General features: G+C 68.7%; 25 protein-coding genes and 1 tRNA gene. 10 read left to right on the top strand and 16 right to left on the bottom strand.

Annotated features, from left to right (window positions below; translation table 11 throughout):
• Positions 1–9: 9 nt before the first annotated feature.
• Positions 10–423 carry an STAS domain-containing protein gene (locus tag B072_RS0119045; RefSeq protein ID WP_018531560.1) on the bottom strand — a complete coding sequence of 138 codons (414 nt, stop codon included), beginning with the start codon at positions 421–423 and terminating at the stop codon, positions 10–12.
• Positions 424–719: 296 nt separating this feature from the next.
• The gene (locus tag B072_RS0119040; RefSeq protein WP_018531559.1) at positions 720–1142 is read right to left on the bottom strand and encodes an arsenate reductase ArsC; all 423 of its coding nucleotides are present in this window, start codon (positions 1140–1142) and stop codon (positions 720–722) included.
• A 116-nt stretch (positions 1143–1258) separates the two neighbouring features.
• On the opposite strand from B072_RS0119040, the gene B072_RS0119035 reads away from it, so the two are divergent.
• Together B072_RS0119035 and arsB are read left to right on the top strand one after the other, a co-directional pair.
• Positions 1259–1570, top strand: coding sequence for an ArsR/SmtB family transcription factor (locus tag B072_RS0119035; protein ID WP_026246022.1), 312 nt, complete (start codon positions 1259–1261; stop codon positions 1568–1570).
• Positions 1570–2733, top strand: a complete 1164-nt coding sequence (arsB, locus tag B072_RS0119030; RefSeq protein ID WP_018531557.1) for an ACR3 family arsenite efflux transporter — start codon at positions 1570–1572, stop codon at positions 2731–2733. The genes B072_RS0119035 and arsB overlap by 1 nt, the downstream gene beginning before the upstream one ends.
• Here the strand turns inward: arsB and B072_RS0119025 are convergent.
• Entirely contained in the window at positions 2730–3122 is a 393-nt protein-coding gene (locus B072_RS0119025; protein WP_026246021.1) for an ArsR/SmtB family transcription factor, read from the bottom strand. The two genes, arsB and B072_RS0119025, sit on opposite strands and share 4 nt — an antisense overlap.
• A gap of 84 nt (positions 3123–3206) precedes the next feature.
• Here B072_RS0119025 and B072_RS0119020 point away from each other — a divergent pair, with 84 nt between their 5' ends.
• Positions 3207–4598: an NAD(P)-binding domain-containing protein gene (locus tag B072_RS0119020; protein WP_018531555.1), complete on the top strand. Its 1392-nt coding sequence runs from the start codon at positions 3207–3209 to the stop codon at positions 4596–4598.
• A gap of 71 nt (positions 4599–4669) precedes the next feature.
• On the top strand, positions 4670–4921 hold the full coding sequence (locus tag B072_RS43465) for a hypothetical protein (protein ID WP_018531554.1): 252 nt from the start codon (positions 4670–4672) through the stop codon (positions 4919–4921).
• Positions 4922–5082: 161 nt separating this feature from the next.
• Here the strand turns inward: B072_RS43465 and B072_RS0119010 are convergent.
• A tRNA-Arg gene (locus B072_RS0119010) sits at positions 5083–5155 on the bottom strand.
• Positions 5156–5534: 379 nt separating this feature from the next.
• On the opposite strand from B072_RS0119010, the gene B072_RS49790 reads away from it, so the two are divergent.
• The 4 genes from B072_RS49790 (at position 5535) to B072_RS0118990 (ending at position 11411) form a co-directional block, all read left to right on the top strand.
• Positions 5535–7172, top strand: coding sequence for a dynamin family protein (locus B072_RS49790; RefSeq protein WP_026246020.1), 1638 nt, complete (start codon positions 5535–5537; stop codon positions 7170–7172).
• Between the two features lie 5 nt (positions 7173–7177).
• A complete protein-coding gene (locus B072_RS0119000; RefSeq protein WP_018531552.1) occupies positions 7178–9097 on the top strand; it encodes a GTP-binding protein in 1920 nt (639 codons plus the stop codon).
• A 133-nt stretch (positions 9098–9230) separates the two neighbouring features.
• The gene (locus tag B072_RS0118995) at positions 9231–9680 is read left to right on the top strand and encodes a single-stranded DNA-binding protein (RefSeq protein ID WP_018531551.1); all 450 of its coding nucleotides are present in this window, start codon (positions 9231–9233) and stop codon (positions 9678–9680) included.
• Positions 9681–9965: 285 nt separating this feature from the next.
• Positions 9966–11411 (top strand): Cys-Gln thioester bond-forming surface protein, encoded by a 1446-nt coding sequence (locus B072_RS0118990; RefSeq protein WP_161234300.1) that lies wholly within the window; start codon positions 9966–9968, stop codon positions 11409–11411.
• Between the two features lie 266 nt (positions 11412–11677).
• On the opposite strand, the gene B072_RS0118985 is transcribed toward B072_RS0118990, so the two are convergent.
• The 11 genes from B072_RS0118985 to B072_RS0118935 all read right to left on the bottom strand — a co-directional run bounded on the left by B072_RS0118985 (position 11678) and on the right by B072_RS0118935 (position 18942).
• On the bottom strand, positions 11678–12940 hold the full coding sequence (locus tag B072_RS0118985; protein WP_018531549.1) for a tyrosine-type recombinase/integrase: 1263 nt from the start codon (positions 12938–12940) through the stop codon (positions 11678–11680).
• Positions 12940–13137: a helix-turn-helix transcriptional regulator gene (locus B072_RS0118980; protein WP_018531548.1), complete on the bottom strand. Its 198-nt coding sequence runs from the start codon at positions 13135–13137 to the stop codon at positions 12940–12942. The genes B072_RS0118985 and B072_RS0118980 overlap by 1 nt, the downstream gene beginning before the upstream one ends.
• Positions 13138–13139: 2 nt before the next feature.
• Positions 13140–14540, bottom strand: coding sequence for a replication initiator protein RepSA (gene repSA, locus B072_RS0118975; RefSeq protein WP_018531547.1), 1401 nt, complete (start codon positions 14538–14540; stop codon positions 13140–13142).
• Between the two features lie 88 nt (positions 14541–14628).
• Positions 14629–14946 carry a hypothetical protein gene (locus tag B072_RS0118970; protein WP_026246018.1) on the bottom strand — a complete coding sequence of 106 codons (318 nt, stop codon included), beginning with the start codon at positions 14944–14946 and terminating at the stop codon, positions 14629–14631.
• A 29-nt stretch (positions 14947–14975) separates the two neighbouring features.
• Positions 14976–15131 carry a hypothetical protein gene (locus tag B072_RS47375; protein ID WP_018531545.1) on the bottom strand — a complete coding sequence of 52 codons (156 nt, stop codon included), beginning with the start codon at positions 15129–15131 and terminating at the stop codon, positions 14976–14978.
• Positions 15132–15140: 9 nt separating this feature from the next.
• Positions 15141–15332: a mobile element transfer protein gene (locus B072_RS0118960; protein ID WP_018531544.1), complete on the bottom strand. Its 192-nt coding sequence runs from the start codon at positions 15330–15332 to the stop codon at positions 15141–15143.
• An 18-nt stretch (positions 15333–15350) separates the two neighbouring features.
• On the bottom strand, positions 15351–16031 hold the full coding sequence (locus B072_RS0118955) for a DUF2637 domain-containing protein (RefSeq protein ID WP_018531543.1): 681 nt from the start codon (positions 16029–16031) through the stop codon (positions 15351–15353).
• Positions 16032–16034: 3 nt separating this feature from the next.
• Positions 16035–16220: a hypothetical protein gene (locus tag B072_RS0118950; protein ID WP_018531542.1), complete on the bottom strand. Its 186-nt coding sequence runs from the start codon at positions 16218–16220 to the stop codon at positions 16035–16037.
• A gap of 79 nt (positions 16221–16299) precedes the next feature.
• A complete protein-coding gene (locus tag B072_RS0118945) occupies positions 16300–17667 on the bottom strand; it encodes an FtsK/SpoIIIE domain-containing protein (protein ID WP_018531541.1) in 1368 nt (455 codons plus the stop codon).
• Positions 17668–17669: 2 nt separating this feature from the next.
• Entirely contained in the window at positions 17670–18023 is a 354-nt protein-coding gene (locus B072_RS0118940; protein WP_018531540.1) for a hypothetical protein, read from the bottom strand.
• Between the two features lie 139 nt (positions 18024–18162).
• Positions 18163–18942: a GntR family transcriptional regulator gene (locus tag B072_RS0118935; RefSeq protein ID WP_026246017.1), complete on the bottom strand. Its 780-nt coding sequence runs from the start codon at positions 18940–18942 to the stop codon at positions 18163–18165.
• Positions 18943–18960: 18 nt separating this feature from the next.
• On the opposite strand from B072_RS0118935, the gene B072_RS0118930 reads away from it, so the two are divergent.
• On the top strand, positions 18961–19428 hold the full coding sequence (locus B072_RS0118930) for an NUDIX hydrolase (RefSeq protein WP_018531538.1): 468 nt from the start codon (positions 18961–18963) through the stop codon (positions 19426–19428).
• A 1278-nt stretch (positions 19429–20706) separates the two neighbouring features.
• A complete protein-coding gene (locus B072_RS46580; protein ID WP_078506486.1) occupies positions 20707–22530 on the top strand; it encodes an AAA family ATPase in 1824 nt (607 codons plus the stop codon).
• Between the two features lie 744 nt (positions 22531–23274).
• Here B072_RS46580 and B072_RS45590 read toward each other — a convergent pair.
• A complete protein-coding gene (locus B072_RS45590) occupies positions 23275–24006 on the bottom strand; it encodes a GntR family transcriptional regulator (protein ID WP_051127221.1) in 732 nt (243 codons plus the stop codon).
• Positions 24007–24494 lie beyond the last annotated feature (488 nt).

The following is a 24494-nucleotide window of genomic DNA, read 5'->3' as shown; positions in this document are numbered from 1 at the left end:
CGGCGTGCATTACGCGGATCCGCCCCGTTCGAGGCGGGGCGCGGGCCCGGCGATCACCCCTTGCCAGGCGTCCTGGGCGCTCGCGTAGCCCGGAAATCGGCCGGCCAGACCACCGGCCCGGAAGACGAGAGCGGTCGACGGCCGGGTGTAGACGACCCTGGCCCAGCCGCGCCGCGCCCGGCACTCGTCCCACGCCTCGCACAGCGGTTCCAGGATGCTGCCGTCCGCGAAGGTCACGGCGCTCAGATCGACGATGAGGCAGGGCCGCCCGGTCCCGGCCCGCGCCCGGCGCAGGTTCTCCGCCAAGGGCGTCATGGTGGTGAGATCGAGCTCGCCCCGCGCGAGGACGAGTCGGCAGTCGGCGAACAGAACGGGACGCGCCGACGATTCGGCCGGCCCCGGCAGGTGGGAACAGGAATTCATCCGCCCCATCTCCTCTGGCAAGGTGATGCGTCAGATGCGCAGAGCCTCTGTTGCGCGGTGCGGAGTGCACGGAGAGGGCCGGGTCCGGGGCGGCCGCACATTCAGCCTACTCGCGGGCGGACACGACAGCAGTGCTTTGGGGAAGGGCGTGCCTGGACGGGAACGGGCGTACCGGGACGGTTGACCGGGACCGGGGCGGTTGACCGGGACCGAGACCGGGACGGTTGACCGAGACCGAGACCGAGACCGAGACCGGGACCGAGACCGGTGCCGGGACGTGACGGTGATGATCGCGATCATGCTCCCTGTCGTGCGTCGATCGCGGCGACGAGGGCTTCGACGCGGGCCCTGATCTCGTCGCGGATCGGGCGGACGGCCTCGACGCCCTTGCCCGCGGGGTCCTCCAGGTCCCAGTCGAGGTACTGCTTGCCGGGGAAGACCGGGCAGGCATCGCCGCAGCCCATGGTGATGACGTAGTCGGACAGCTCGACCACCTCGACCGTGAGGACCTTGGGCGTGGCGGCGGAGATGTCGACACCGGCCTCCTTCATGGCCTCCACGGCGGCGGGATTGACCCGGTCACCGGGAACGGAGCCGGCGGAGCGGACCTCGACGCGGTCGCCCGCGAGATGGCCGAGGAATCCGGCGGCCATCTGCGAGCGGCCCGCGTTGTGGACGCAGACGAAGAGCACGGAGGCGAGCGGCGAGGACGCGGGCATGGGGTCTTCCTTCGGGATGCGGGGTCTGCGCGGTGGGATCGGCCAGGCCGGGTGGCCGCTGGGCAGGCATCAGCCTGGACTGGTGTCAGTTTGAGCCGATGTGAAAGTATCAGCTCATGATGACGTCAGTAGACGCTGACCTGATCCGGGTGCTCGCGGACCCGCTCAGGCTGCGGATCGTGACCCTGCTCGCCGACGAGACCCTGTGCACGACGCACCTGGTGGAGGAGACCGGGGCGCGCCAGACCAACCTCTCCAATCACCTCAAGGTGCTGCGTGAGGCCGGGATCGTGGAGACGGAGCCGTGCGGCCGCTTCACCTACTACCGGCTCAGGCCCGACGTCATCGCCGCGCTGGCCGGCCGGTTCACCGACCTCGCCGAGACCGCCCGTACGACCGTCGAGACCGGCCGAAAGCGACCCTGCTGATGCCGACCACGGAACCGGGCACGACCGAGACGACCGCGACGCCGGCCGCCGCCACGTCGGCCGGAGAAGCGGGGACCGGTGAGGGGTCGGCCGGTGACGCGTCGATCGTGGCCAGGCTCTCCACCCTCGACCGCTATCTCGCGGTGTGGATCCTGCTCGCCATGGTCATGGGTCTCGGTCTCGGCCGCCTGGTCCCCGGCATGGGCGACGCGCTGGCGAAGGTCGAGATCGGCGGCATCTCGCTGCCGATCGCGATCGGCCTGCTGGTGATGATGTACCCGGTGCTGGCCAAGGTCCGCTACGACCGGCTGGACGCGGTCACCGGCGACCGGAAGCTCATGGTGTCGTCGCTGGTCGTCAACTGGATCGTGGGCCCGGCGGTGATGTTCGCGCTCGCCTGGATCTTCCTGCCCGACCTGCCCGAGTACCGCACGGGCCTCATCATCGTGGGCCTGGCCCGCTGCATCGCGATGGTGATCATCTGGAACGACCTCGCGTGCGGCGACCGCGAGGCCGCCGCCGTCCTCGTCGCCCTCAACTCGGTCTTCCAGGTCGTCGCGTTCGGCCTGCTCGGCTGGTTCTACCTCGACCTGCTGCCGCGGTGGCTGGGCCTCGGCGACGGCCAGGGCCTCGACGTCCCGGTGTGGCACATCGCGCTCAACGTGATCGCGTTCCTCGGTATCCCGCTGCTGGCCGGCTTCCTCACCCGCCGGGTCGGCGAGCGGAAGTTGGGCCGCGAGCGCTACGAGTCGAACTTCCTCCCCAAGATCGGGCCCTGGGCGCTGTACGGCCTGCTGTTCACGATCGTCGTCCTGTTCGCGCTGCAGGGCGGGACGATCACGTCGCGGCCGGTCGACGTCCTCCGTATCGCACTCCCGCTGCTCGCGTACTTCGCGGCGATGTTCTTCGGAACCTTCGTCCTGGGCAAGGCACTCGGCCTGCCCTACGCCCGCACGGCCACCCTCGCCTTCACCGCGGCCGGCAACAACTTCGAGCTGGCCATCGCGGTCGCCATCGGCACGTTCGGCGTCACTTCGGGGCAGGCGCTGTCGGGCGTGGTCGGCCCGCTGATCGAGGTGCCGGTCCTGATCGCCCTGGTGTACGTGGCACTGGCCTGGCGCAGGAGATTCGCCGCACCGGAACTTCCGCTGCCCAGAGGCTAGTTGGGGGACCGGCTGCTGTGACGTAGATCCAGCATGGCCGACATCGCCGCCACCACCGACGGCGCGACGCTGTAGTACACCCAGGTGCCGCGCCGCTCGGAGGTGAGCAGCCCCGCGTCCTTCAGCTTCTTCAGATGGTGGGAGACGGTCGGCTGCGAGACGCCGACGTCGGAGATGTCGCACACGCACGCCTCGCCACCCGCGTGCGAGGCCACCTTGGAGAACAGCCGCAGCCGCACCGGATCCGACAGCGCCTTGAACATCGCGGCCATCTTCTCGGCGTCCGCCACCGACAGCTCGCCCGAGGTGAGGGGCGGGCAGCACGGCACGACCGGATCGGAGCCTTCGGGCTCCACGATCGTCAGCTCCACCGCCTGATAATTCGACATGCGCCTATGTTGACGCCCGTCGATGCAAGAGGCAAGCTCTGCTGTATCGACGAATATCGAATCAATCGCCGGAGGGCCACCGCCATGACCGCACCTGACACCGTCCGTACCGAGGACCTCCCCGCCGTCGTCATCGGGGCGGGCCCCATCGGTCTGGCCGCCGCGGCCCACCTCGTCGAGGAGGGCATCGAGCCGCTGGTCCTGGAAGCGGGACCGACGGCTGCCGCCGCGGTACGCGAGTGGTCGCACGTCCGTCTCTTCTCCCCCTGGGGCGAGGTCATCGACCCGGCCGCCGAGAAGCTCCTGGCCCCGACGGGCTGGACCCGCCCGGACCCGGCCGCGTACCCCTCCGGCGGCGACTGGGCGGACGACTACCTCCAGCCGCTCGCCGACGCCCTCGGCGCCAGGGTCCGCACCGGCGCCACCGTCACCGGCGTCTCCCGCTCCGGCCGCGACAGGATCGTCGACGCGGACCGCGCGGCCCAGCCCTTCGTCGTCCACGTCACCCACGCCGACGGCCGGGAGGAACGCCTGTCCGCCCGCGCCGTGATCGACGCCTCCGGCACTTGGTCGACCCCGTCCCCGGCAGGCGCCGACGGCCTGCCCGCCCTCGGCGAGAAGTCGACGGCCGACCACATCACCTACCGCGTCCCCGACTTCACCGACGCGGCTGTGCGCACCCGTTACGCGGGCAAGCGCACCGCGATCATCGGCTCGGGCGCCTCGGCCTTCACGGCCCTGGCCGGCCTGGCCGACCTGGCCAAGGCCGCCGACGGCGGGGGAACCAAGGGGCTCTGGATCCTCCGCCGAGGCATGAGTGGCGCAACGTTCGGCGGCGGCGAGGCCGACCAACTCCCCGCACGTGGCGCGCTGGGCCTGGCGGCGAAGGCCGCGGTCGACGAAGGCCACGCGGACGCGGTGACGGGCTTCCGCACGGAAGCCGTCGAGCGAACCCCGGACGACCGCCTGGTCCTGGTCGCAGAGGACGGCCGCCACCTCGACGCGGTCGACGAGGTCATCGTCGTGACCGGCTTCCGCCCCGACCTGTCCTTCCTCTCGGAAATCCGCCTGGGCCTGGACGAACGCCTTCAGGCCCCCGTCGACCTGGCCCCCCTGATCGACCCCAACCAGCACTCCTGCGGCACGGTCTACCCCCACGGACACCGCGAACTGGCCCACCCCGAGCAGGACATCTACCTGATCGGCATGAAGTCCTACGGCCGAGCCCCCACCTTCCTGGCCCTGACCGGCTACGAACAGGCCCGCTCGGTCGCCGCGGCCCTGGCCGGCGACACGGATTCCGCGGACCGCGTCGAACTGACCCTCCCCGAGACGGGCGTATGCGGCGGCGCGGGCCTGTTCGACGCCCCCGAGCAGGAGGAAGGCACACAGGGTTGCTGCACCACACCAAAGCCCCAGCTCCTCCAACTGGCCACTCCCACAGGCGAACCGGAGGCCGGCTGCTGCGGCTCGTGACGCTCAGCTTGGGCGGTCGGTTACGGTGAGCGGCGTTCAGGTGCCGGCCCGTCAGAGAGTGAGAGCGCCCGATGATGCCGCCGTTCTGCCCCCTATGCCGTGTCCCGTACCAGCTTTCGGACTTCGCGTACGAGGACTTCACCCTCGTGCACTTCCGGCCCACGCAGACGTATCCGGACGACTGGGCCGGCCACCCGGAACACTGCGAATGGTTCTGCCCCTCGCACCTCCCCCTCACGAAGGGCCTGACACATCTGCCGGCGGCGGAAGCCCTGGCACACATCCAGGCGAACCTGCGCGAGTCGACGGGCCGGGACACGTAGAGGCGGCTACTCGTATTGCTCGCGATCGCGACCGGTGCGTCGAACGGCCGGTTGCCGGACCCGCCCCATGATCCGCGAGGGAGTGCCCGCTGCTTCCCCGTATGTACGTACAGGCCCTCCGACCAGCAGAAAGGCCCCACCGAAGTGGGGCCGATGAGAGGCGCCCCCGGCAGGACTCGAACCTGCGGCCAAGCGCTTAGAAGGCGCCTGCTCTATCCACTGAGCTACGGGGGCCGGTGTGTGGCCGGGTGGCTTGGTCGGGCGGGTGTGGGGGTGATCCGTGACCTTGCCGGGGACAAGGATAGGGCTCCCGAGTCCCTGTCCCTGCTGCTTCGCCTCCGTGGCTCGATGTGGAGGTTCAGTGAAGCGGCTCTGATAATCGCAGGCAGGTACGAATCCTGCATCGCTTTTGGCTTCTCCTGCCACGGGTGTTGTGCACTCGTTATGCCTGCGCCCCCTGTCTCCCCTTCCGTCCCGCTGTGTGCTTCCTGTGGCGTATCGCGCGGCTTGAGAGGCCGCCGCACGGGTCTTACTGGTGCGTTCTGGCGTCTTATCGGCGCGCAGGTGCGGTCATATGCTTCAGAAAGACGTCAAAATTGGGCATTCTTCGCATGTGGTGACCTTGGACGTACGGCCTCAGCTGCTCGACGCACTTACCGCGCTGCGCGACCGTGTCGCCGCCGCGCGCTTCCCGCTCCCCCTCGCGGGGGCGCCACGCGCGCGTGCCAGCAGAAGTGAGTTGCTCGCACAGCTCGACGATTACCTGGTGCCCCGCTTGCGGGCCCCCGAAGCCCCCCTGCTCGCCGTCATCGGCGGGTCCACGGGAGCCGGCAAGTCCACGCTGGTGAATTCGCTCGTGGGGCGCGTGGTGAGCGAGGCGGGAGTGCTGCGGCCGACGACCCGGACCCCGGTCCTCGTCTGCCATCCGGATGACCACCACTGGTTCTCCGGGATGCGGGTCCTGCCCGACCTCACGCGCGTATGGGTGCCCCGTCAGGTCGACGGGGAGGTGGCGGAGGACGAGGACGATCCGCTGGCTCCCGTGCTCGACGACGGGGAACAGGTCCTCAGGGTCGAGACCGCGGGATCGCTGCCGCAGGGGCTCGCGCTGCTCGACGCGCCCGACATCGACTCCCTCGTCGACGAGAACCGGCTGCTCGCGGCACGGCTCGTGAGCGCCGCCGACGTGTGGATCATGGTGACCACCGCCTCCCGGTACGCCGACGCCGTGCCGTGGCACCTGCTGCGGACCGCCAAGGAGTACGACGCGAGCCTCGTGACCGTGCTCGACCGCGTGCCGCACCAGGTCGTCACCGAGGTCTCGCGCCAGTACGGGGCCCTGCTCACCAAGGCGGGGCTCGGCGAGGTGCCGAGGTTCACCGTGCCCGAGCTGCCCGAGTCCACCGGGAACGGCGGACTGCTCCCCGCCACCGCCGTCGCGCCGCTGCGGGCCTGGCTCACCCACCGCGCCCAGGACCCGAACGCGCGGGCCCTCGCCGTGACCCGTACGGCACGTGGCGTGCTCGATTCGCTCAAGGCCCGGATGCCGGAGCTGGCCGCCGCGGTCGCCGCCCAGCACTCGGCGGCCGTACGACTCACCACCGCGGTCGAGGAGGCGTACGAGAGCGAGCACGCGCGCGTGCGCAACAGGCTGCAAAGAGGCGGAGTGCTCGCCGGGGACGCCCTCAAGCGGTGGCGGAGCTATCCGCTGGACTGCTCCGCGGGCGAGCTCCTCGACGCGCTCGTGGAGAGTCTGAGCGCCCTGTTGGTGTGCGCGGTGAGCGCCGCGGACGCGCGGGTCGACGACGCGTGGCGGCGCGAGCCGGGTGGCGGCGCGCCCGAACTGGCCGACCGCGATCCCGAGCTGGACAGCGCCGAGCACCGCATCGGGATGGCCGTACGACGCTGGCGGCGGGTCCTCGAGGAGTACGCCGAGGAGGAGGTGCGCGCCGCCGGGGACATGCAGGGCGCCGCGCCGCCGGAGCCCGAGGTCGTCGCCGCCCTCGTCGCCACCGGGCTGCTCGGCGGACGGCGGGCCAGGGCCGCGGGCGAGAACCTCGCCGAACGCATCGGCGCGCAGGCCGCCCTGCGGTTGCGCGACCGGGGCGGGCGGCTGCTCAGCGAGTACTTGGACACCGTGCTCGGCGCGGAGCGCGAACGCCGGCTCGCCCCGCTCGACGGGCTCGGCGTCACCCCGGAACCCCAGGCCGAACTGATCGCGGCCCTTTCGCTGCTGCAGAAGGAGAGGTGAGGGCGGTGACCGCCGTCACGGATCACAACACCGACCACTCCGACCACACCATCGACCACTCCGACCACTCCATCGATCGCTCCGACCGGATCGATGACCTCCATGACTCCCATGACCTCCATGAGTCCCGTGAGTCCCATGAGTCCGATCGCGCTGATCGTGCCGATCGATCTGGCGGTTCCCGTCACGTCGATACCGCCGCGAGCGGGGCCTGGGACGACGGGCTCATCGCGCGGCGGGCCGCCGGGCAGGCGGGCGACCTGCTGGAGGCCGCGCCGCCGGGTTCGGGAACGTACGACGACGGGCAGTTGAAGCAGCGCCTCGACGCGCTGCGCGAACTCGTCGGCCTGTCCAGGACGCGGCTCGACGGGGCGACCCTCGCCGAAGCGGGGCGGGTCCTCGACGAGGCCGCCGCCCGGCGCCGGCTCTCCGCGCGGCACACCGTCGTGGCCGTGGCGGGCGCCACGGGAAGCGGGAAGTCGACGCTGTTCAACGCCCTCGCGGGAGTGCCGCTCTCGGAGACCGGACTGCGGCGGCCGACGACCTCCGCCCCGATCGCGTGCAGCTGGACCGACGGCGCGGCGGGGTTGCTGGACCGGCTCGGGATTCCCGGGCGTTCGCGGCGGCGGCCGTTGCAGGGGCAGCAGGGGGAGGCGGAGCTCGAGGGGCTCGTCCTCGTCGACCTGCCCGACCACGACTCCGCAGCGCCCGAGCACCGCCGCCAGGTCGACCGCGTGCTCGGGCTCGTCGACGCCGTCATCTGGGTCGTCGACCCGGAGAAGTACGCCGACGCGATGCTGCACGAGCGCTACCTGCGGCCCATGGCGGGTCACGCGGAAGTCATGTTCGTCGTCCTCAACCAGATCGACCGCCTTCCGGGCGAGGCCGCCGAACAGGTCCTGGACGACCTGCGGCGACTGCTCGACGAGGACGGCATCGCACTCGGCGAGCACGGCGAACCCGGCGCCACCGTACTGCCGCTGTCCGCGCTGACCGGCGAGGGAGTCGGCGAACTGCGCGACGCCCTCGACCAGTTCGTCGGCGAGCGCCAGGCCGCCGCCCGCCGGATCGGCGCCGATGTGGACGCGGCGGCACTTCATCTGCGGTCTGTGTACGCGTCCGGCCGGCAGACCGGACTAAGCGAGGCGGCCCGCGAGGAGTTCGCCGACCGGCTCGCCGAGGCGGTCGGCGCGGCGGCCGCCGGACAGGCCGCCGAGCGAGCCTGGGCGCGCGGCGCCAACAAGGCCTGCGGCACACCGTGGCTCAGGCTCTGGCGGTGGTACGAGGATCGGCGCAGCGTCACCACGAGCGCCCCGGCCGCCGTGCCGCCCGTCGACGAGGAGGCCACGGCGCGCCAGCGCGTCGAGCACGCGGTACGGGCCGTCGGGGACGCCGCGGCGACCGGCCTGCCCACCGCGTGGGGGCAGGCGGTGCGCGAGGCGGCCACGCGCGGCGCCGAGGGACTGCCGCAGGCGCTCGACGAGCTGGCGGTGGAGGCGGGCGCGCCGCACTCCACGGCCCCCCGGCTGCCCGGGGCGGCGTCCGGACCCGTCGCGCGGCCGCCGCGTCCCGGCTGGTGGCCGGTCGCGGTGTTCGCGCAGGCGACCATGACGATCCTTCAGATCATCGGCGGGCTGTGGCTGGTGGGGCAGATCGTCGGGGTGCTGTCGCCGAACCTCGGGGTGCCCGTGCTGATGATGCTGACCGGGATCGTGGGCGGCCCGTGCGTGGAGTGGGCCTGCCGACTGGCGGCCAGGGGGCCCGCACGGCGGTACGGGCAGGAGGCGGAGCGGCGTCTGCGCGACGCGGCGGCCGCGTGCGGCAGGGCGCGGGTGCTCGACCCCGTCGCGGCGGAGCTGCTGCGGTACCGAGAGGTGCGGGAGCAGTACGCACGGGTGACCGGGTTTTCCACAACCGGCCGGTAGGACACAGGCGCCTGCGGGATCTCGGGGGCGGGGTCAGTCTGGGAGCGCGGTTCGGGGAAGAGCCCGGACCGCGCTGAACAGCGATGAAGCGATGAAGCGATGAGCAGAGCCGAACAGGGGAGGGGCGTACACCATGAACGAGACGCTGCTGACGGTGGTGGGGAATGTCGCGACGACACCGGTGTTCCGGGAGTTGCCGACCGGGCCGGTGTCCCGGTTCCGCCTCGCGGTGACCCCACGCCGCTTCGACCGGGTGCGCAACGAATGGGTGGACGGACACACCAACTTCTTCACGGTGTGGGCCAACGGCCCGCTCGGCGCCCACGTACAGGGCTCGATCACCATCGGTGAACCCGTCATCGTCCAGGGCCGGTTGAAGGTCCGCGACGAGGAACGCGGCGGCCAGCACTGGACGTCGGCGGACATCCAGGCGATCACCATCGGGCACGACCTCTCGCGCGGTACGTCGGCGTTCCGGCGGGCCGTGCGGAAGGGCACGCCCATGGGGGCGGAGCACCAGGCGCAACAGGCCTTGGACGAGCCGTCGTTCGAGATCGAGCCGGAGGCGCAGCCGGTGGGGTGACGGAGCGCGGTCACGGGGTGCCGGTGATGTGTCGGTAAGCCCACTTCACAGGCGATTTCGGCGATAACGATTCCGATTCGGATCTCCCGCCGGACGGCGCCTCCGGGGATCGTGATGGCCCGTTTCCTTAGGATGCGGGCGGAGTTCATGGGCTCGAAGAGGCGTTCGTGAGCTCCAGGGGCTCAAGGGCCGACCGAGCCGCTCTGGTCGGCATTGATTCTGCGATTCTGCCGGCGGGACACCACCCCCCCATGCGTCAACGTGTCCTGCCTGAAGGGGAATTAAGTGCTTTCAGTGTTCTCGAGGGCCGCGCGGCACGGGCGGTCCACCGCCCGGTTCGCCGCGGCGGCCCTGGTGTCCGGGCTCGTGGCGGCCGGGGCGATATCCGGTGCGGGCCCGGCCCGGGCGGTCGACGGTGTCGACGGAGCCAAGGAGCAGGGCGGCGCGAGCGCCGTCATCAGCGGCCTGGACACGCACGGGACAGCCGTCGTCCACGAGGACGGGCAGGACGAGACGGTCGCCGCCGGCCTGTTCCGGATGACCGTCGACGGGGGCGGCACGCTCCAGACGTACTGCATCGACATCCACAACCCGACGCAGACGGACGCCAAGTACCAGGAGACCTCCTGGAGCGGCACGTCACTGAGCGGCAACAAGGACGCGGGCAAGATCCGCTGGATCCTGCAGAACTCGTACCCACAGGTCAACGACCTGGCGGCGCTGGCCCGCAAGGCCCACACCAAGACCCTGACCGAGCAGGACGCCGCGGCCGGCACCCAGGTCGCCATCTGGCGCTACTCGGACGGCGCCGACGTGGACGCCGTCAGCCCCGCCGCCGAGAAGCTCGCCGACTACCTGCAGCGCGGCGCCCGCGATCTCACCGAGCCGCGCGCCTCACTGGCCCTCTCCCCGCAGGCCGTGTCCGGTCACCCGGGCGAGCGGGTCGGCCCGGTCACGGTGCGGACGAACGCCAACGGCGTCAGCGTGATGCCGCCCGCCCAGGCCGCCGCGGAAGGCGTGCGGGTCGTCGACAAGAACGGCGAGCCGGTCACGTCCGCGGCCGACGGCAGCCGCCTCTACTTCGACATACCCGAGGACGCCGAACCGGGCTCGGCCGCACTGACCGTGCAGGCCTCCACGACCGTTCCGGTCGGCCGCGCCTTCACCTCGGACGCCCGCAGCCAGACACAGATCCTCGCGGGCTCCAGCGAGTCCACGGTCTCCGCGAGCGCGACGGCGAACTGGGCGGACGAGGGCCCCGTGCCCGCGCTGTCCGCGCAGAAGAACTGCGCCAAGGGCGGCGTCGACATCACGGTGGCCAACAAGGGCGACGAACCCTTCACCTTCCGCCTGATGGACGTGCGCCACACCGTCCCGGCCGAGACACGGCAGACGGTCACGATCCCGCTGCAGGAGGACCAGGCCTACGACTTCACGATCACGGGCCCGAACGGCTTCGAGAAGCGCCTGAGCGGCGTCCTCGACTGCCGCACGGCCTCCGCCACCGACACCGACGACGAGGGCCTGACCACCCAGACCGCACCCCGGCCGAGCCCCGCGTCGGTGGGCGGCACGGGCACGGCGGGGACGGACCTGGCGGAGACGGGCGCGTCGAACACCACCCCGGTGATCGCCGGCGCGGCCATCGTCCTCGTCGTCATCGGCGGCGCAGCGCTCATCCTGGTCCGCAGGAAGAAGCCTCCGGTGGAGACACCTTCCGACGGCGAGTGATCGGCGCAGCGAGCTAGGCAGGCAGGTCGTGGGCGCTCGGCCACGGGGTCGTTCCCGGGTCGGGCGACGCGGCCCGGGGCCCACCCATCAGCGACCGACAGTGACCGGCCGGATGCGAGCACCCGGCCCGAACCCCCAGCTCAGGCCCACAGAGCGATACGCGTTTTCGCCCAGCACTGGCCATGCGGCAAGATGGGGTGTTACTTGCCGAACGAGGGCATGAAACAGCCCCTCACCAGCGGTTTTATCGCCGATGAGGGGCCGTGTCAGGCGGCCTGGGCCGTCTCTGGGCCGTCGTGGGCGTGACCGACGGCCCGGTACATCGCGGTGATGGCGTTCCGGGTCCGGGTCTCGCTGTTGGGCATCAGGTGCGTGTACACGCGGAGCGTGAAGCCCGGGTCGCTGTGGCCGAGGTAGAGGCTCAGCGCCTTGATGTTCTCGCCGGCCGCCAGGAGCACCGACGCGTAGAAGTGGCGTAGCGCGTGCATGCCGTGCTCGCGGGCTGCGGCGTAACGCTGTCCCTTCTCGGGGTGCGGGATGACGCCAGCGGTAGCCAACGCTGGCTTCCATACGCGGTCGTTGAAGACGTTGCTCCACACCGCGCCGCCGGTCGGGTTCGTGAAGACGAGCCGGTGCGTCACCAGCGGCCCGGACGGAATCATCCAGGGCAAGGTCACCTCGACCGGCGGGAAGGCCGCCATGTGGGCGATGAGGGCGCCGTGCACCTCGGAGTCGAGCGGGACGTCACGAAGCTTGCCGCGCTTCGGGGGAGCGAAGACGAGCTTGCCCCGCACTTTCTTGATCTGCTGCCGGACATAGATCCAGCCGGTGGCACTGATGTTGTCCTCGGCGAGGCCGAAGATCTCGCCCTGTCGCAAGCCACAGCCACCGCCCACGTCGGTGGTCGCCTGGTATCGCTCGGGGAGCTGCGAGCGCACGGCGAAGACTCGTTCTGGAGTCCACGGGTGGACTCGCACCTGTGAGGGGCGAGGAGCCTTCACCGAGCGAGCGCGGCAAGGGTTCGAGGCCAACAGACGGTCGTCGACTGCAGCATTGAACACGGCCGAAACGGCGTCGAAGATCAAGCGTCGGTAGGACTCAGCAGCCACCAGTCCTTCGATGTCGCTCAGCCATGAGCGGATGTGCTCGGGCTGGAACGACCCGATCGGGCGCGAACCGAGGTGGGGGAGTGCGTGAAGTCGCAGCCGCCCCTCGATAGCCGCCCGACTCGTGAGGTCGATCGTGAGCGCGGCGATCCAGCGTTCCGCGTACTCCCGGAAGGTCGTCCGTCCGGCCTGCGGATCGATGTACTGGCCGCGTGCCATGTCCGCTTCGATACTGGTCAACCAGGCTTCTGCCAAGCGCTTTTGCCGGTCCGGGAAGCTCTTCGACTTCTCGGTGCCGTCCGGGCCGATGTAGCGGGCGCGGTAGCGCATGCCGGAGCCGTAGCGGTGGGTCTTGATCTTGACCTGCTTGCCGTTCGGGCCCGCCTCGACCTTGTACCAACGGTCCTGGATGTGGCCAGCCATCAGGCAGCCTCAGTCAGTTGGGTGTTCACCCAGGCCCGTACGTCGTTGGGGTCGAAGCGCAGGTGCCGGCCGACCCGGAAGCCGCGCGGGCCAGTCCGCTTGCGCCGCCACTGGTAGACCGTCTCGACGCTGGGGAGGTCGAACATCTCCACCAGGTCCTCGGGGGTCAGGAAGCGGTTCGGCAGTTCCGAGGACATGGTCAGCTCCTCTCGCTGAGCAGGGCTTCGCGGGCGGTCTCTCGGTTGAGTTGGAGGTCGTGGGCGATGGTGGCGGCGAGGGCTGATTCGCCGGGGGTGTGGCCGTGACCGGCGTATTGCCAGTCGGCCAGGACGAGGACGGTGTCCGGCTCGAAGTCGGGCGTGCCGAGGACTTCGCGTTCTTGGGCGGCGCGGAAGTCGGCGCGGGCCTGGCGGAGTTCGCCGAGGGTGGTCGAGTAGCGGCGGGACTTCGAGGAGAAGTGGCCCCGGAAGCCGAGCATGTGAGCCCAGGCCCAGAGGCGCCGGTTCGGGTAGAGCGCGTCGAGGTGCTTGCAGGTTCCGATCAGGCGGCGGGTGTGGTCGGGGACCTGGTGGCGGTCGAGTTCGGAGAGTTCGCCGATGCGGCGGTCGAGGGTGCCGGTGTTCTCGGCAGCCTTGGTGGCGTATTTGGCGACGTAGGAGGCGACGGCCTGTTCAGTGACGTCGGAGCCGTCTCCGAAGGCCTTGACGGGGCGTACGTCGAGTTGGGTGCCCCAGCGGAAAGTGCGGGCCGGTTCCTCGTCGGCGGCCGGGACGGACACGGAGGTGTAGCCGTGCGAAGCAGCTGCGTGGATCGCGTCGGTGAGAAGCGTGACCGTGGCCCAGGACGGCGGAGGGGTCTCGGGGCCGTCCGGGCCGTCTATGCGGATTACGGCGTGGAAGTGCAGGGCACCGCGCTTCTGGAACTCGGCGACCTTGCCGTACGAGAGGCGGGCCGATTCCTTGAGCTCTCGTTGGGAGAGGCCGGCGCGGGCGGCGATCTCGCGGCGGAGGCGGGTCGTGAAGCGCATCCACAGGTCGCCCGCGTGGTTGTTGAAAAGGACGGCGGCGGCGTAGTCGTACGTGGTCGGGTCGAGCGCCGTGCCGAGCGCCGGGTCGTCCGAGGCGTGCCGGGTGCCGCAGCGGCAGGCACCTCGGTCGGGGCGGTTGTGGACCGGGCCGAAGGACGGGGCGGTGAGGGTGGCGAAGACGCGAGGGTGGTCGCGGACCGTGGAGGGGACGTCCCGGTGGTCGTCTCCGGCCAGACCCGCGCGGATGAGGTGGTAGGTGTCGCCCGCGTAGGTCCACGCGCAGGAGGGACAGCGGGAGGCGCGGCGGTTGCCGCAGGCGAGGCGGAGTCGGCCGCCGGGTTCGGTCTCGGTGGAGTAGTGGTGCAGCGTCTCGCCGGTGGTCTTGTCCTTGGTGAGGGCCCAGCCGGTGAGGTGGATGGGGTCGGAGCAGCCGCCGGTGCGGTGGATCTGGTCCTGCCAGCGGTCGAAGTCGGAGGCCGAAGCCACCCTCAGCAGGTCGCTGAGGGTGGTCGGGTCGAGCAGTGCGTCAGGCTCGGGCGCCCTCGTGTGCGGAGAGCGGGTCCGGTGGGCCATGCTGGTGCTTCCTTCCGGTTCTTGGATCGGTGGGGGCACGGCTCCCGGGCGGTGGATGCTTGGCGGTATCAGGCCGCCCGGGGACCGGTCAGCGGCGCTTGGCGTCGCTGTTCATGAGCGAGCGGATGACGAGCGCGGTGATGGCCGTCGATCCGGCGGTGATGGCGACCGCCAGGAGCAGTGAGACCAGCACGGCGCCCAGGACCAGGACGACGGTCGTGCCGCCGACGATGAGGGTGATCAGGCCGCCGGACGTGAGCTGAATCGTGGGACGGGTCGAGGCTGGCGCGGCGGTCGGCGTGGGCACCGGGGCGGCAGACTGCGTGATGGTGGTCGGTTCGATGACGGCGGGCGGGGTGATCTGGCCGGTCGGGGCGGGCATGGCCGGGACCTTGGGGCGCAGCAGCATCGGGGCGTTCTCCCTTCGATGGGTGGTTACTTGACGGCGGTGTTGATGACCGGGGCCAGGAGGCTGTCGGCGAGGAGGTAGCCGCCGAGGAGCAGGAGGGCGACGAGCCACCAGGGCGGGCGGATGAGCTTGATGCCGACCAGGCCGACGCAGGCGACGAAGAACCAGAGCGGGACGTCCATGGGTGCTCCTCAGCGGACCTTGCAGCGGTGGGTGCGGGCAGCGAGTTGGGCGGCGGACTGGCTGGAGTAGTCCGAGGACCAGCCGCAGCGGTCGGCGGTGCACACGGCGGCGTGCTTGGTGTGGCCGCGACGGTCGCGGTAGGTGCCGATCTGGACCGGACCGATCTGCATCACCGAGTGGAAGTGGTCGTGGGCGGGCACGGTGGGTCTCCCTTCAGGTCAGGTGAGTTGGGCGGCGATAGCGTCGGCCAGTTGGGGCGGAACGCCGAGGCGGGCGCGCAGGGTGTCGGTATCGATCGCGGTGCCGGTGCGGGTCTGGTGGTCGGCGGCGAGCTTGCGGGCATGGGCGACGAGGGCGGCCGGGACAGTGGGGGTGGTCGGAGCCGCGGGCTCGGTGGCAGCCGGGAGGGCCGGGGATTCCTCGCGGGCTGGAGGCTCGACAATCTCCGGGCTCTGAGGTGTCGGCTCCTGGCTCTCGGGTTCGGGCTCGGGGGCAACCGGGGGAGCCGAGTCGACCGGCGCCGTGGGTGTCGGTGCGCTGGTGTGAGCGAGGAGCGTGCCGCCGAGGAAGGCGATCGCGGGCCACCCGGCGACGCCGATCCGGAGCCAAGTAGGCGGGTGCTCGACATCGAGGAGTCCGGCGGTGGCGACGTTGGCGCCGAGCGACGCGAACAGCGCGACGGCGAACCAGCACCAGGCGAGCCGGGAGCGGCGATCGGCACGGAGTCGGCGCCAAGCGGCGACCAGGAGCAGGTCGACGCTGACCGGGTAGGCCCATGCCTTCCAGCCGTCCTGTCCGGCAGCAGCGGCCAGATCGTGGAGATGAGCGAAGGAGAGGGCTCCGGCGATGACGGCCTGGACGAGAACGGCGTCCGGGCGGAGAGCGGTGCGGGCTGTCACGGCTCAGCGCTCGGAGGGGTCGTCGCCGTCGCCGTACATCATGGGCGGCAGGGCACCGATCGGGAGGGACAAGGCGAGTGCGGGGGCCACGATGGCGATGAACGCCATGTCGGCCGCGTAGCGCCGCTCGTACAGATCCAGCGCCTCAAGGAGTGCGATGGTGCGATCGAAGTCCTCGTTGGCGTCCATGGGTTGGCCTCCTGATTTCGGCATGGGAGGGGTATAGAGCTGGCGCGCGGCGGTCGCGCCGACCGTGGAGCGGAGGGAGTCAGGCCGTGACTGGTGCGGCCTTGGAGAGCGACACAGTGGCCGGGGAGAACGCGGCGACGGCGGGCCGGAAGGCGGCGAGCGCGGGCAGGTCCGGGGTGCGGTCGGCGTGGGCGTTGCAGAGGTTCACGGCGTCGCGCAGCGAGGTGTGCGGGGCACGGATGCGGGCCCAGCCGCCGGTTGAGTCACCGGCGACGGCGATGCCGGGGGTATCGGGTGAGATCTGGATGGCGGCGAGGACGGCGTCCGGGGAGATGTCGCCGAAGGCCATGTTGGCGCTGGTCTCGTCGTTAACGCGGTGGGCGGTGCGGCCGGTGAGCTGGGCGCGGAGCATGGTGATGCCCTTGCCGAGTTCGGAGCCGAAGCGCTGGCCGCAGATCTCCAGGTAGATGCCGGCCGCGCGGCCGAGCTGGGCGAGGCGGACCAGGGCGGTGATGATGCGGTCGCGGCGCTTCTCCTCGTCCTTGGTGGCGAAGAGGGCGAGTTCGGCGACCTCGTCGACCAGGACGACGACCGGGGTCGGTCGCAGGTCGGCGGGCAGGTCCCAGATATCGGCGGCGATCTCCGCATCCGGGACAGCAACGCTGATGCGCTGTTCGGCGCGGATGAGTTGGTAGACGTCGGCCATGTGGGCAACGAGCGCTTCGAGGAGGTCGAGTGCGGTGTCCGGGTTGTCGGCCAGTGCCGAGAACCGGCGGGCGAGCGGGAAGAGTTCGACGCCCTGCTTGCAGTCGATGCCGACCAGGGCGACGTCGAGCGGTGCGAGGCCGCAGACCAGATTGCGCTGGTAGACGGACTTGCCGGACTCGGTGGCGCCGAGGGTCAGGCCGTGCGGAACGGCGCGGTAGTCGCGGTAGTGGATCGCTCCGTCCTCACGCAGGGCGACTGGCACACGGAGCGGTGACGTACTTGCGGAGGCGCTGGGGGCGGGCATCTGCACCCGCTGGAGAACGTCGTAGCCGGTCATTCTCAACTCGACGACACCAGAGCGGAGTTCGCGCGAACTGACGCCGTGCATCCCGAAGGAGTGGCGCAGCCGATCAGTGGCGGCGGAGAAGTCGAAGGCGTCCTGGCCGGGGCGGAGCTTGAGCCGTAAGACAAGGCCGGTCCGGGTGGGGCGCAGGCGCAGGATGCGCGGCGAGCGCGACTCTGGAACGGGCCGGTTGGCCATCCGGGCAAGTGCGAGGCGCCAGCGCGAGGGCGGGACCGTGAGCCCGCAGGCCTCCATGACGGAGGTGTAGCGGACCAGGAGCCGCAGTGACGCGAGCACGGCGCCGAAGCAGAGCCAGTACCAGGCGGGGCGCCGCCACCGCAGAAGACCTGCGGCGACGGCCACCACCACGAGCGCGATGACGATGAACTCGCCCATGATCAGGCTGCCTTGGTCTGGGCTGCGCCGACGACCAGCGAGGTGACGGCGACGGCGCGGAAGGCGATGCCGTGCCGCTTCTGCCCGTTGAACTCGTTCTCCCACGGGCGGGCGATCAGGCCGGTGAGCGCGACCGGGGTGCCCATGGTCAGCTCGTCGGAGACGCCGGTCTCGGGGACGGTGACGGACAGAATCTCCACCTCGTCGTTGGCCGCGAACATCACGTCCACGGTCATCAACTTGCCGCCGTCGGTGTCCAGGGCGATCTCGCCGGTCCGGCGGTCCTTGATCTTGATCTGCGGGGTCTTGGCGACCATCACGGTGGCGGTGGAGGTGTCGACGGGGATCTGACGCACAGCGAACCACTCCTATGTAGGGGCTGAGCTCCGTCACTCATGTACATGAGTGACATGAAGAAGAGTGCATCACTCCTATACATGAGTCAACCCGCCGCGACAGATAAGTCACGGCGGGCTGCGAGGAGTTGAGCGGGCGTCAGTCGGTGGCGGGGATCCGGTACTCGAAAACGAACTGGTCAGCGGCCATGAGGGTGTCGCACACCTCGACCACGCGGCCTTCGGTCGTACGGGCCTCACGGATCAGGTGAACCACGGGCGCACCGGGACTCAGCGCTAGCTCGGACGCCTCCGCCTTGGAGGCCGGCCGCGCTTGCAGCGTCTCGACGAACTCGGCGAACTCGTGCCCGTGGTCTTCGAGTCGGGCGTAGATGCCGCCACCGCCGGGGTTCTCGGCGAACAGCTCGGGGATGTCCTTCACGACGTCCCACGGGAGGTACGAAGAAGCCGTCTCGACCGGGGTGCCGTTGCGGAAGTAGAGGCGCCGACGCGCGAGGACCTGAGTGCCGGATGCAACCCCGAGTCGCTCGGCCGCATCCTCCGGGGCCTCCATGGGCCCGATGTAGAGAACGCTGACCTTTGCCGTGGCGCCGGACTGTGCGGACTCGGCGAGGTAGGCGGCCTTACCGCCTTGGCGGTGCGACCGGTGGAAGCGATCGGAGGAGCGATGCCGCACGGGTGGCCGGTCCTTCACGATCGAGCCCTTGCCGTGCCGGGTCTCCACGAGCCCACTGGCCCGTACCTCGACCATGGCCTTACGGATCGTGCCGCCCGAGACGTTGTAGCGGTCGACCAACTCCGACTCGCTCGGCACCATGTCTCCGGGCTTGAGGACTCCGCCCCTGATCTGCTGAACGATGTCGTCAGCGATCTGCACGTACCGAGGTACGGCCCTCCCCTCTCCTGCTGCAGTTCCCATAGTCCTTCTCTTCCTCCTATGCTCCTGTACATGAGTAACAGCGCCCAGGAAGGCCAGTCAACGCCCCTGCACTCCGTGTCCGTAGCCGGAGTAGTGGTCCGCGATGACGGCCGACTGCTGGCGATCCGCCGCGCAGACAACGGCCACTGGGAACTCCCGGGCGGCGTGCTCGAACTCGAAGAGACCCCAGAGGCTGGCGTACGCCGCGAGGTCTGGGAAGAGACAGGCATCCACGTCGAGGTGGACGAGCTGACCGGCGTCTACAAGAACACGACCCGCGGCGTCGTCGCCCTGGTGTTCCGCTGCAAGCCCGCGGGCGGTATCGAGCGAACGTCGAGCGAGTCGACGGCAGTTGAGTGGCTGACGCCCGACGAGGTCACGCAGTACATGGCCGAGGTCTACTCGATCCGGCTCTTGGACGCCCTGGATGGGGCTGGCCCTCATGTGCGGAGCCATGACGGCAAACACCTGACCCCAGCGCGATAGAACTTTCCCTACTTCATCAAGGCCCGCGCACGGCGCGGGCGCGCGCCGCCTTTGCGGCGCGGCCTGCCTCCTGTCTGCGCCCCGGCTGGCCGCGCCCGGCGGCGCGCTGCGTGCATGCGGGCAAGGACGGGACGTTATTCGTGGGCACAAGATGATGCCTCCGGCGGGGGATCGGCCGGCACCGGGTGGGAGGGGGCGCCGTTCCCGGCCGCGGGCTCATCGTGGTGAGCGTGGTGGGCTCCCATCCCGTCCACCGTCGACCCAGGCAGAGCCGAGCAGACGCGGCCCATGGCGTCCAGGTCGTTCGTACAGTGGCGCGCTCCACCTGGACGCCATGAACCACGCCCGCTCCACAGGCGTGTGGGTCGACGGCGAACGGGATGGGAGCGGGGGAGAACAGTGGCGGCAGGCATGTGCGGGAGTGCGATGTTCACGGTGGTACTCACCGAGACGACCATGAGTTGGCAGGCTGCAAGAAGCGGACGAGGGGCACCTGACGTTCACCAAGGCCGAGAGAGTTCTCCGGCTTGAACGGGAGGGACCTCAACGCAATATCTGCGATGTCAGTCCGCCGTGTCGAAGGACTAGGCACCATGGACCTATGCCTTGGCGACGCTCGAATGACGACGAGTCACCCCGCTTCTGTCACGTGCATGAGCTTGGAGCTACTCACCATCGCGAGGACCGGGCCCTTGAGCGGAACCGACGCGGTGTCTGTGGCGCCGGAAGCTGCAACGTCAAAATCGACAGACGAGGAAGAGTTCGAAAGATCAGCGGTTCGCGAGTTGAAGATGTACTGCGGGCACACCGTGAAACGTCGCAGCAACCCCGACGAAGCGGCCCGTGGCTCAGCGGATCGTTCTATCTTGTCTCCCTGGTGGTGATATCAGCAACCACGGTCGTGGTTAGTCGCCTAGCACCTCCGTGGTCTGTACCCATCGTTATCGTCGGCTCCCTTCTAGGGGTTGGAACGATTGGCGCGTTTCAGCTTCGCCACGATGACAGGCTGGGTGAGAAGAACTTCGGGAAGCTAATTAGATTGACATTCTTGAACATCCCGACCTTAATGCGGCGATCGCCTCCACCCGTCGAACCTCTACCTGTCGACCGAGAGGGCTCAAACATCCAAGGCACCCCACCAGCGTAGAGCCACGCCCTGTTCAATCCCTGCCATGCGTCGCCCACGCTCGGTCAGACTCTGCAAGCTCCGCGGAAATCAAATACAATTTACATCTCTAGCCCTGCCAGCGAAATAGGGCGAACGCCAGGGGATTAATAATGAAAATATTGCGACTTAAGGTCGAAAATATCGGTGGTTTGCACGACTGTGAAATAGCGCTTCCTGATCGCGAAATGATTGCCCTCGCGGGGGCTAACGGGACAGGGAAAAGCAAAATGCTGGCCTGTCTGCTTTCTCCTTGGACTAACACGATACCTGCACCAAGAGATCCTTCGGCTAGAAGGGCCGTTTCCGTCACCATTCAGTTCGACGAGAGGGAAGTGGCAGCCCTTATCGAGTTCGTTCATCAGTCTCATCCGGGTTGGGCGATTAGCGATTCGCTACGCGAGGCGACATACGACATCTGGGCTGAGCCGATGGTTGGTTCGCTTAACGTCAGAACCCAGCCGGACGTACCTTCCTTGTGGAATTGCTTTAGGAATCAAAATTTCCTTCAACGCTACCCCAGCTTCAACCTCGTATTCCTTCCGGCTGAGAGGCGAATGGTATCCAATTACAGCACTTCTTTCGATCTGGCGCAATTGGCTGAGGAAGTCGCGCTAGAGAAGACATCTGAAGCGCGCAACACCGCGCACAGTGGCGTCTTGGACGACGGAGAGTTCGAAAATTACGCTAAGGCCCTGTGCGTAGCTGGCAGCCTCCCCAACGAGGAGAACTTTGACGGGGACGCCGAAGTGTCCAAGTGGCAATCCTTCCGGGGTGCAGTCGACCTGCTGTTGTATCCCAAATTCCTGATGCCCTTGACTCGCCAAAACCCCGACCGCCTGAGAGTTGGACTTCCGGGCGGCGGATCCCACTCGATTTATGAACTGTCGAGCGGCGAGCGGCAGGCATTGGTGATTATTAGCCGAGTCTTTCGTGCTGGTGAGGGGCATAGCGTAATCGCGATTGACGAGCCAGACGCGTACCTGCACCCCGCCTTGAGTACGAAGCTCCTCGCGGCGCTCGGGGTCGGACTGCAGACGGGAGGCAGGCTCCTTCTGGCAACTCACAGTCCGTCAATTTTGGACAGCATGCCCCCACAAGCTATTTTCCGCCTGCACCACAGTAAGCCACCTGCGATCGTGGAATCGGAAGGGGCAAGAATCGACCTTTATCGAGAAGCAGGCTTTAAGGCGAGCGCGCTCACTCAAGCGAGTCTACTCGTCGCCACCGAGGGAGAATTTGATGAAGGCATTCTTCCCCAACTAGTTCCATTGCTGGGTAGCGCTAACATTCGCGGGCGCGGCGGTCGCGCACAAGTGATTAGGGCACTCGAATCGCTAGCCGAATACGATGTTCCCATCATTGGGGTCGTTGACGCAGACATTATGGCGCCGCCTCCTAGTCGCAGCGTTGCATCACGTTGCTTCATTTGGCCGACCGCCGACATCGAGGGTGTACTACTCAGCGATGACGCTTTTTTGCAGGCTGCCATCGATGGTTATCTAGTGAGGGCGCCATTTCGTTCACTGGATAAGCTCAAAGACCTGCTTGCAAAGTTGTCGATCGGGGTAAAGGGTGAGGTTGTTGCCGAGCTCGCGCAACGGATCCTACGTTCGAATGACTCTTTCGCCTGGCCCACTCCTCGTGGCGATTCTGCCATAGACAGACTTCGGCAAGCTGCAGATCTGACACCCAAACTATCGGCGTCAGATATCGAGAGTGCTATCACTCAAGCAGAAGCGGAGTGGAATAAGGCACTGCCCAACCTTTGGGCGCTGGTAAGAGGCAAACGGGTGCTCGGAGACTTTGTCAGCACATCCAGCGACTTCAAGCGTGGCCCGGCATTCTTGGAGGCCGTGGCATCGAGGAGCCCTAGAATTCAAACTTTGGAACGGTTCGAGGCGTTCGCCAGGGCGGCTCTGGAAGCCGGTTCATGAGGTCACCCCACCCGCAGAAGGGGATGGCCAGCGGCGGTCCCGTTGCCCAAGCGCGCAGAGGGCGAGGCATCACTGGCCCAGTAGGCCGCTGTGGAGGGAGTGCTGGCGGGGTGCTACCAACTCACGGATCGAGGGCGCGACCGGTAGCGGCAGGGCCGTGTCGAATGTCTGTCAAAGCAGGCTCGCCCAGCCAGAAGCGTGTGCGGAAGTCGGCAGGCCGGGGGCTGAGTTCTTGCGAGACGCGCCGGTGTCTTCCTATCGTGTACTCGCAGGTTTGAGCCCTGCCGGTGGGATCCTGCGTCCATGTGGTCTTGCGCGCACTCTCATTCCAGAGTGCGCCAGCAGCGACGGAGGGCCCCGTTTGGTCCCCGGAGCCCTCAGTCGTCCGCGCTTTGGCTGGTTATCCGAATGCCGACGCCGATAGCCGCGGTCCCTCGTCGCCGCGTTGCTGGCTGGGTGGGTCTGGCTGGGGCAACCGCTGGCCGCGGCTTGCGGCAACTCTGAGAGTTGTCCTCAGTGCCCCCACAAGGTCCCTCGTCACCAGGCGCAAGTCGCTCGGCGTTACCTTCTCCTCGGCGAGCAGTCCTTCAGCCTGTTCCAGGACTTCGGCAGCCAACCCCAGGTGGATGGATTCGGTGTTGTCGGCCAGGCGGGATAAGTAGCTGTTGGCGTTGTCTGTGCTCAAGTAACAGGGCTGGCCGTCGGGGCCCGACCAAGGAAGGAGCCGAAGCTCGCTTGGTGTCGTCATCCTTCGCTCCTGCTCTCTGCTGGCACGGCGCGAGTGACGAAGTATGCGTCTGTGCGGTGGCTGGGAAGGACCAGGAGCGCTGCCTCGACTACGCGCCCGGTGCTGTCGATTGCTACGCGGGTGATGTCGAGCACCGCGAGTGTTGAGCTGATTCGAAGCACCTCCGCTTCATCGTGCGTCGGTAGGCGGGCTGTGAGGCGTTCTCGGATTTCTGCCAGCGGTGGGCAGGGCCCCGCTGGCTGCGTTCCCGAGGCCCGACACGAAGGTGACTCGCAGGGCGGGCCGTTCGGTGGCAGGTCGCACGGCACGTAGATCCGGGCGAGGCTGTGTGGGGAGTTCCCCTCGTTGTGGATGCACAGGAACTGAGTGAGTTGCGTGTTGGCCGGCACCTGCATCAGGGGGATCAGGCGCCCTTGCGCCGGGAGCCGGGTGGTGCGCACGGTGACCCGGAGTGTCGGGCCAACTTGGCTGGCCTCAAATGGCATTCGGATCCCACCGGCGTACGTGTGACGTTGAGACGCGCGAGCGACAAAATTCCCCTTGCCGTGGGTCTTCTCGACGAGCCCTTCGCTTTGGAGGAGTGCCAGAGCGCTCCTCAGCGTCGATGTACTCACCCCGTATTGGGAAGCGAGGATGGTTTCGGACGGGAGGCGTTCGCCTGCTTTGAGTTGGCCGGCCGCGATCTGGGTTCGGATGTCGTCGGCGATGGTTTGGCGACGGGAAGGCATGGGTCAGTCACCGCCCTCTCAGCATTCGGAGAGCGATCAGGCGAGTCCGTGAGCCCATGGTCAGGAGTTCGCCCGTCTCGAACCGGACTTGCTTGGCTCCTCCGGGAAGTTGGATGAGGTCAACTACTCGGTGAGGGCTTCCGCCGACGTTGATGACGTCCTGGCGGCGGATGTTGGTGACGGTGATCTCGACCTGAACAGCCACCGTTCCACTCGGCGCCCACCTCCTCACTGGGGCACCTCCGGTGTATTGCCCCCGGAGGCCACTGCATGGCAACCGCAGCCGCACGTCTCATAGATGACAGGGGCGTCGATCGCGGAAGGGGTGGGCGAGGACTGCGCACAAGTGCCGTGCCGACCGACCGAGCACGCGCTCGACTTGTAGGGCACGGGGGTCGCATGGGAAACGCCAGGGGGCTTGCCCAGTGACATCAGAAGGCCCCGTTCCGCAGGAGCTTCGCGGGCGAATTGCGTCGTGCACCCACGTA

The sequence above is a fragment of the Streptomyces sp. HmicA12 genome (genome assembly GCF_000373565.1).
Lineage (GTDB): Bacteria > Actinomycetota > Actinomycetes > Streptomycetales > Streptomycetaceae > Streptomyces.
Note: the sequence above shows the minus strand (reverse complement) of the source record. Positions and strands in the feature narration are given on the sequence as shown.

Excerpts from the sequence above, each read along its gene's own strand:
- B072_RS43465 (WP_018531554.1), top strand. The coding sequence starts at position 4,670 with ATGATGCCGCCGTTCTGCCCCCTATGCCGTGTCCCGTACCAGCTTTCG.
- B072_RS0119040 (WP_018531559.1), bottom strand. The coding sequence starts at position 1,142 with ATGCCCGCGTCCTCGCCGCTCGCCTCCGTGCTCTTCGTCTGCGTCCAC.
- B072_RS0118935 (WP_026246017.1), bottom strand. The coding sequence starts at position 18,942 with ATGGGAACTGCAGCAGGAGAGGGGAGGGCCGTACCTCGGTACGTGCAG.
- arsB (WP_018531557.1), top strand. The coding sequence starts at position 1,570 with ATGCCGACCACGGAACCGGGCACGACCGAGACGACCGCGACGCCGGCC.
- B072_RS0119035 (WP_026246022.1), top strand. The coding sequence starts at position 1,259 with ATGATGACGTCAGTAGACGCTGACCTGATCCGGGTGCTCGCGGACCCG.
- B072_RS46580 (WP_078506486.1), top strand. The coding sequence starts at position 20,707 with ATGAAAATATTGCGACTTAAGGTCGAAAATATCGGTGGTTTGCACGAC.
- B072_RS45590 (WP_051127221.1), bottom strand. The coding sequence starts at position 24,006 with ATGCCTTCCCGTCGCCAAACCATCGCCGACGACATCCGAACCCAGATC.
- B072_RS0118950 (WP_018531542.1), bottom strand. The coding sequence starts at position 16,220 with ATGGACGCCAACGAGGACTTCGATCGCACCATCGCACTCCTTGAGGCG.
- B072_RS0118995 (WP_018531551.1), top strand. The coding sequence starts at position 9,231 with ATGAACGAGACGCTGCTGACGGTGGTGGGGAATGTCGCGACGACACCG.
- repSA (WP_018531547.1), bottom strand. The coding sequence starts at position 14,540 with ATGGCCCACCGGACCCGCTCTCCGCACACGAGGGCGCCCGAGCCTGAC.
- B072_RS0119020 (WP_018531555.1), top strand. The coding sequence starts at position 3,207 with ATGACCGCACCTGACACCGTCCGTACCGAGGACCTCCCCGCCGTCGTC.
- B072_RS47375 (WP_018531545.1), bottom strand. The coding sequence starts at position 15,131 with ATGGACGTCCCGCTCTGGTTCTTCGTCGCCTGCGTCGGCCTGGTCGGC.
- B072_RS0118985 (WP_018531549.1), bottom strand. The coding sequence starts at position 12,940 with ATGGCTGGCCACATCCAGGACCGTTGGTACAAGGTCGAGGCGGGCCCG.
- B072_RS0119025 (WP_026246021.1), bottom strand. The coding sequence starts at position 3,122 with ATGTCGAATTATCAGGCGGTGGAGCTGACGATCGTGGAGCCCGAAGGC.
- B072_RS0119045 (WP_018531560.1), bottom strand. The coding sequence starts at position 423 with ATGAATTCCTGTTCCCACCTGCCGGGGCCGGCCGAATCGTCGGCGCGT.
- B072_RS0118980 (WP_018531548.1), bottom strand. The coding sequence starts at position 13,137 with ATGTCCTCGGAACTGCCGAACCGCTTCCTGACCCCCGAGGACCTGGTG.
- B072_RS0118945 (WP_018531541.1), bottom strand. The coding sequence starts at position 17,667 with ATGGGCGAGTTCATCGTCATCGCGCTCGTGGTGGTGGCCGTCGCCGCA.
- B072_RS0118930 (WP_018531538.1), top strand. The coding sequence starts at position 18,961 with ATGCTCCTGTACATGAGTAACAGCGCCCAGGAAGGCCAGTCAACGCCC.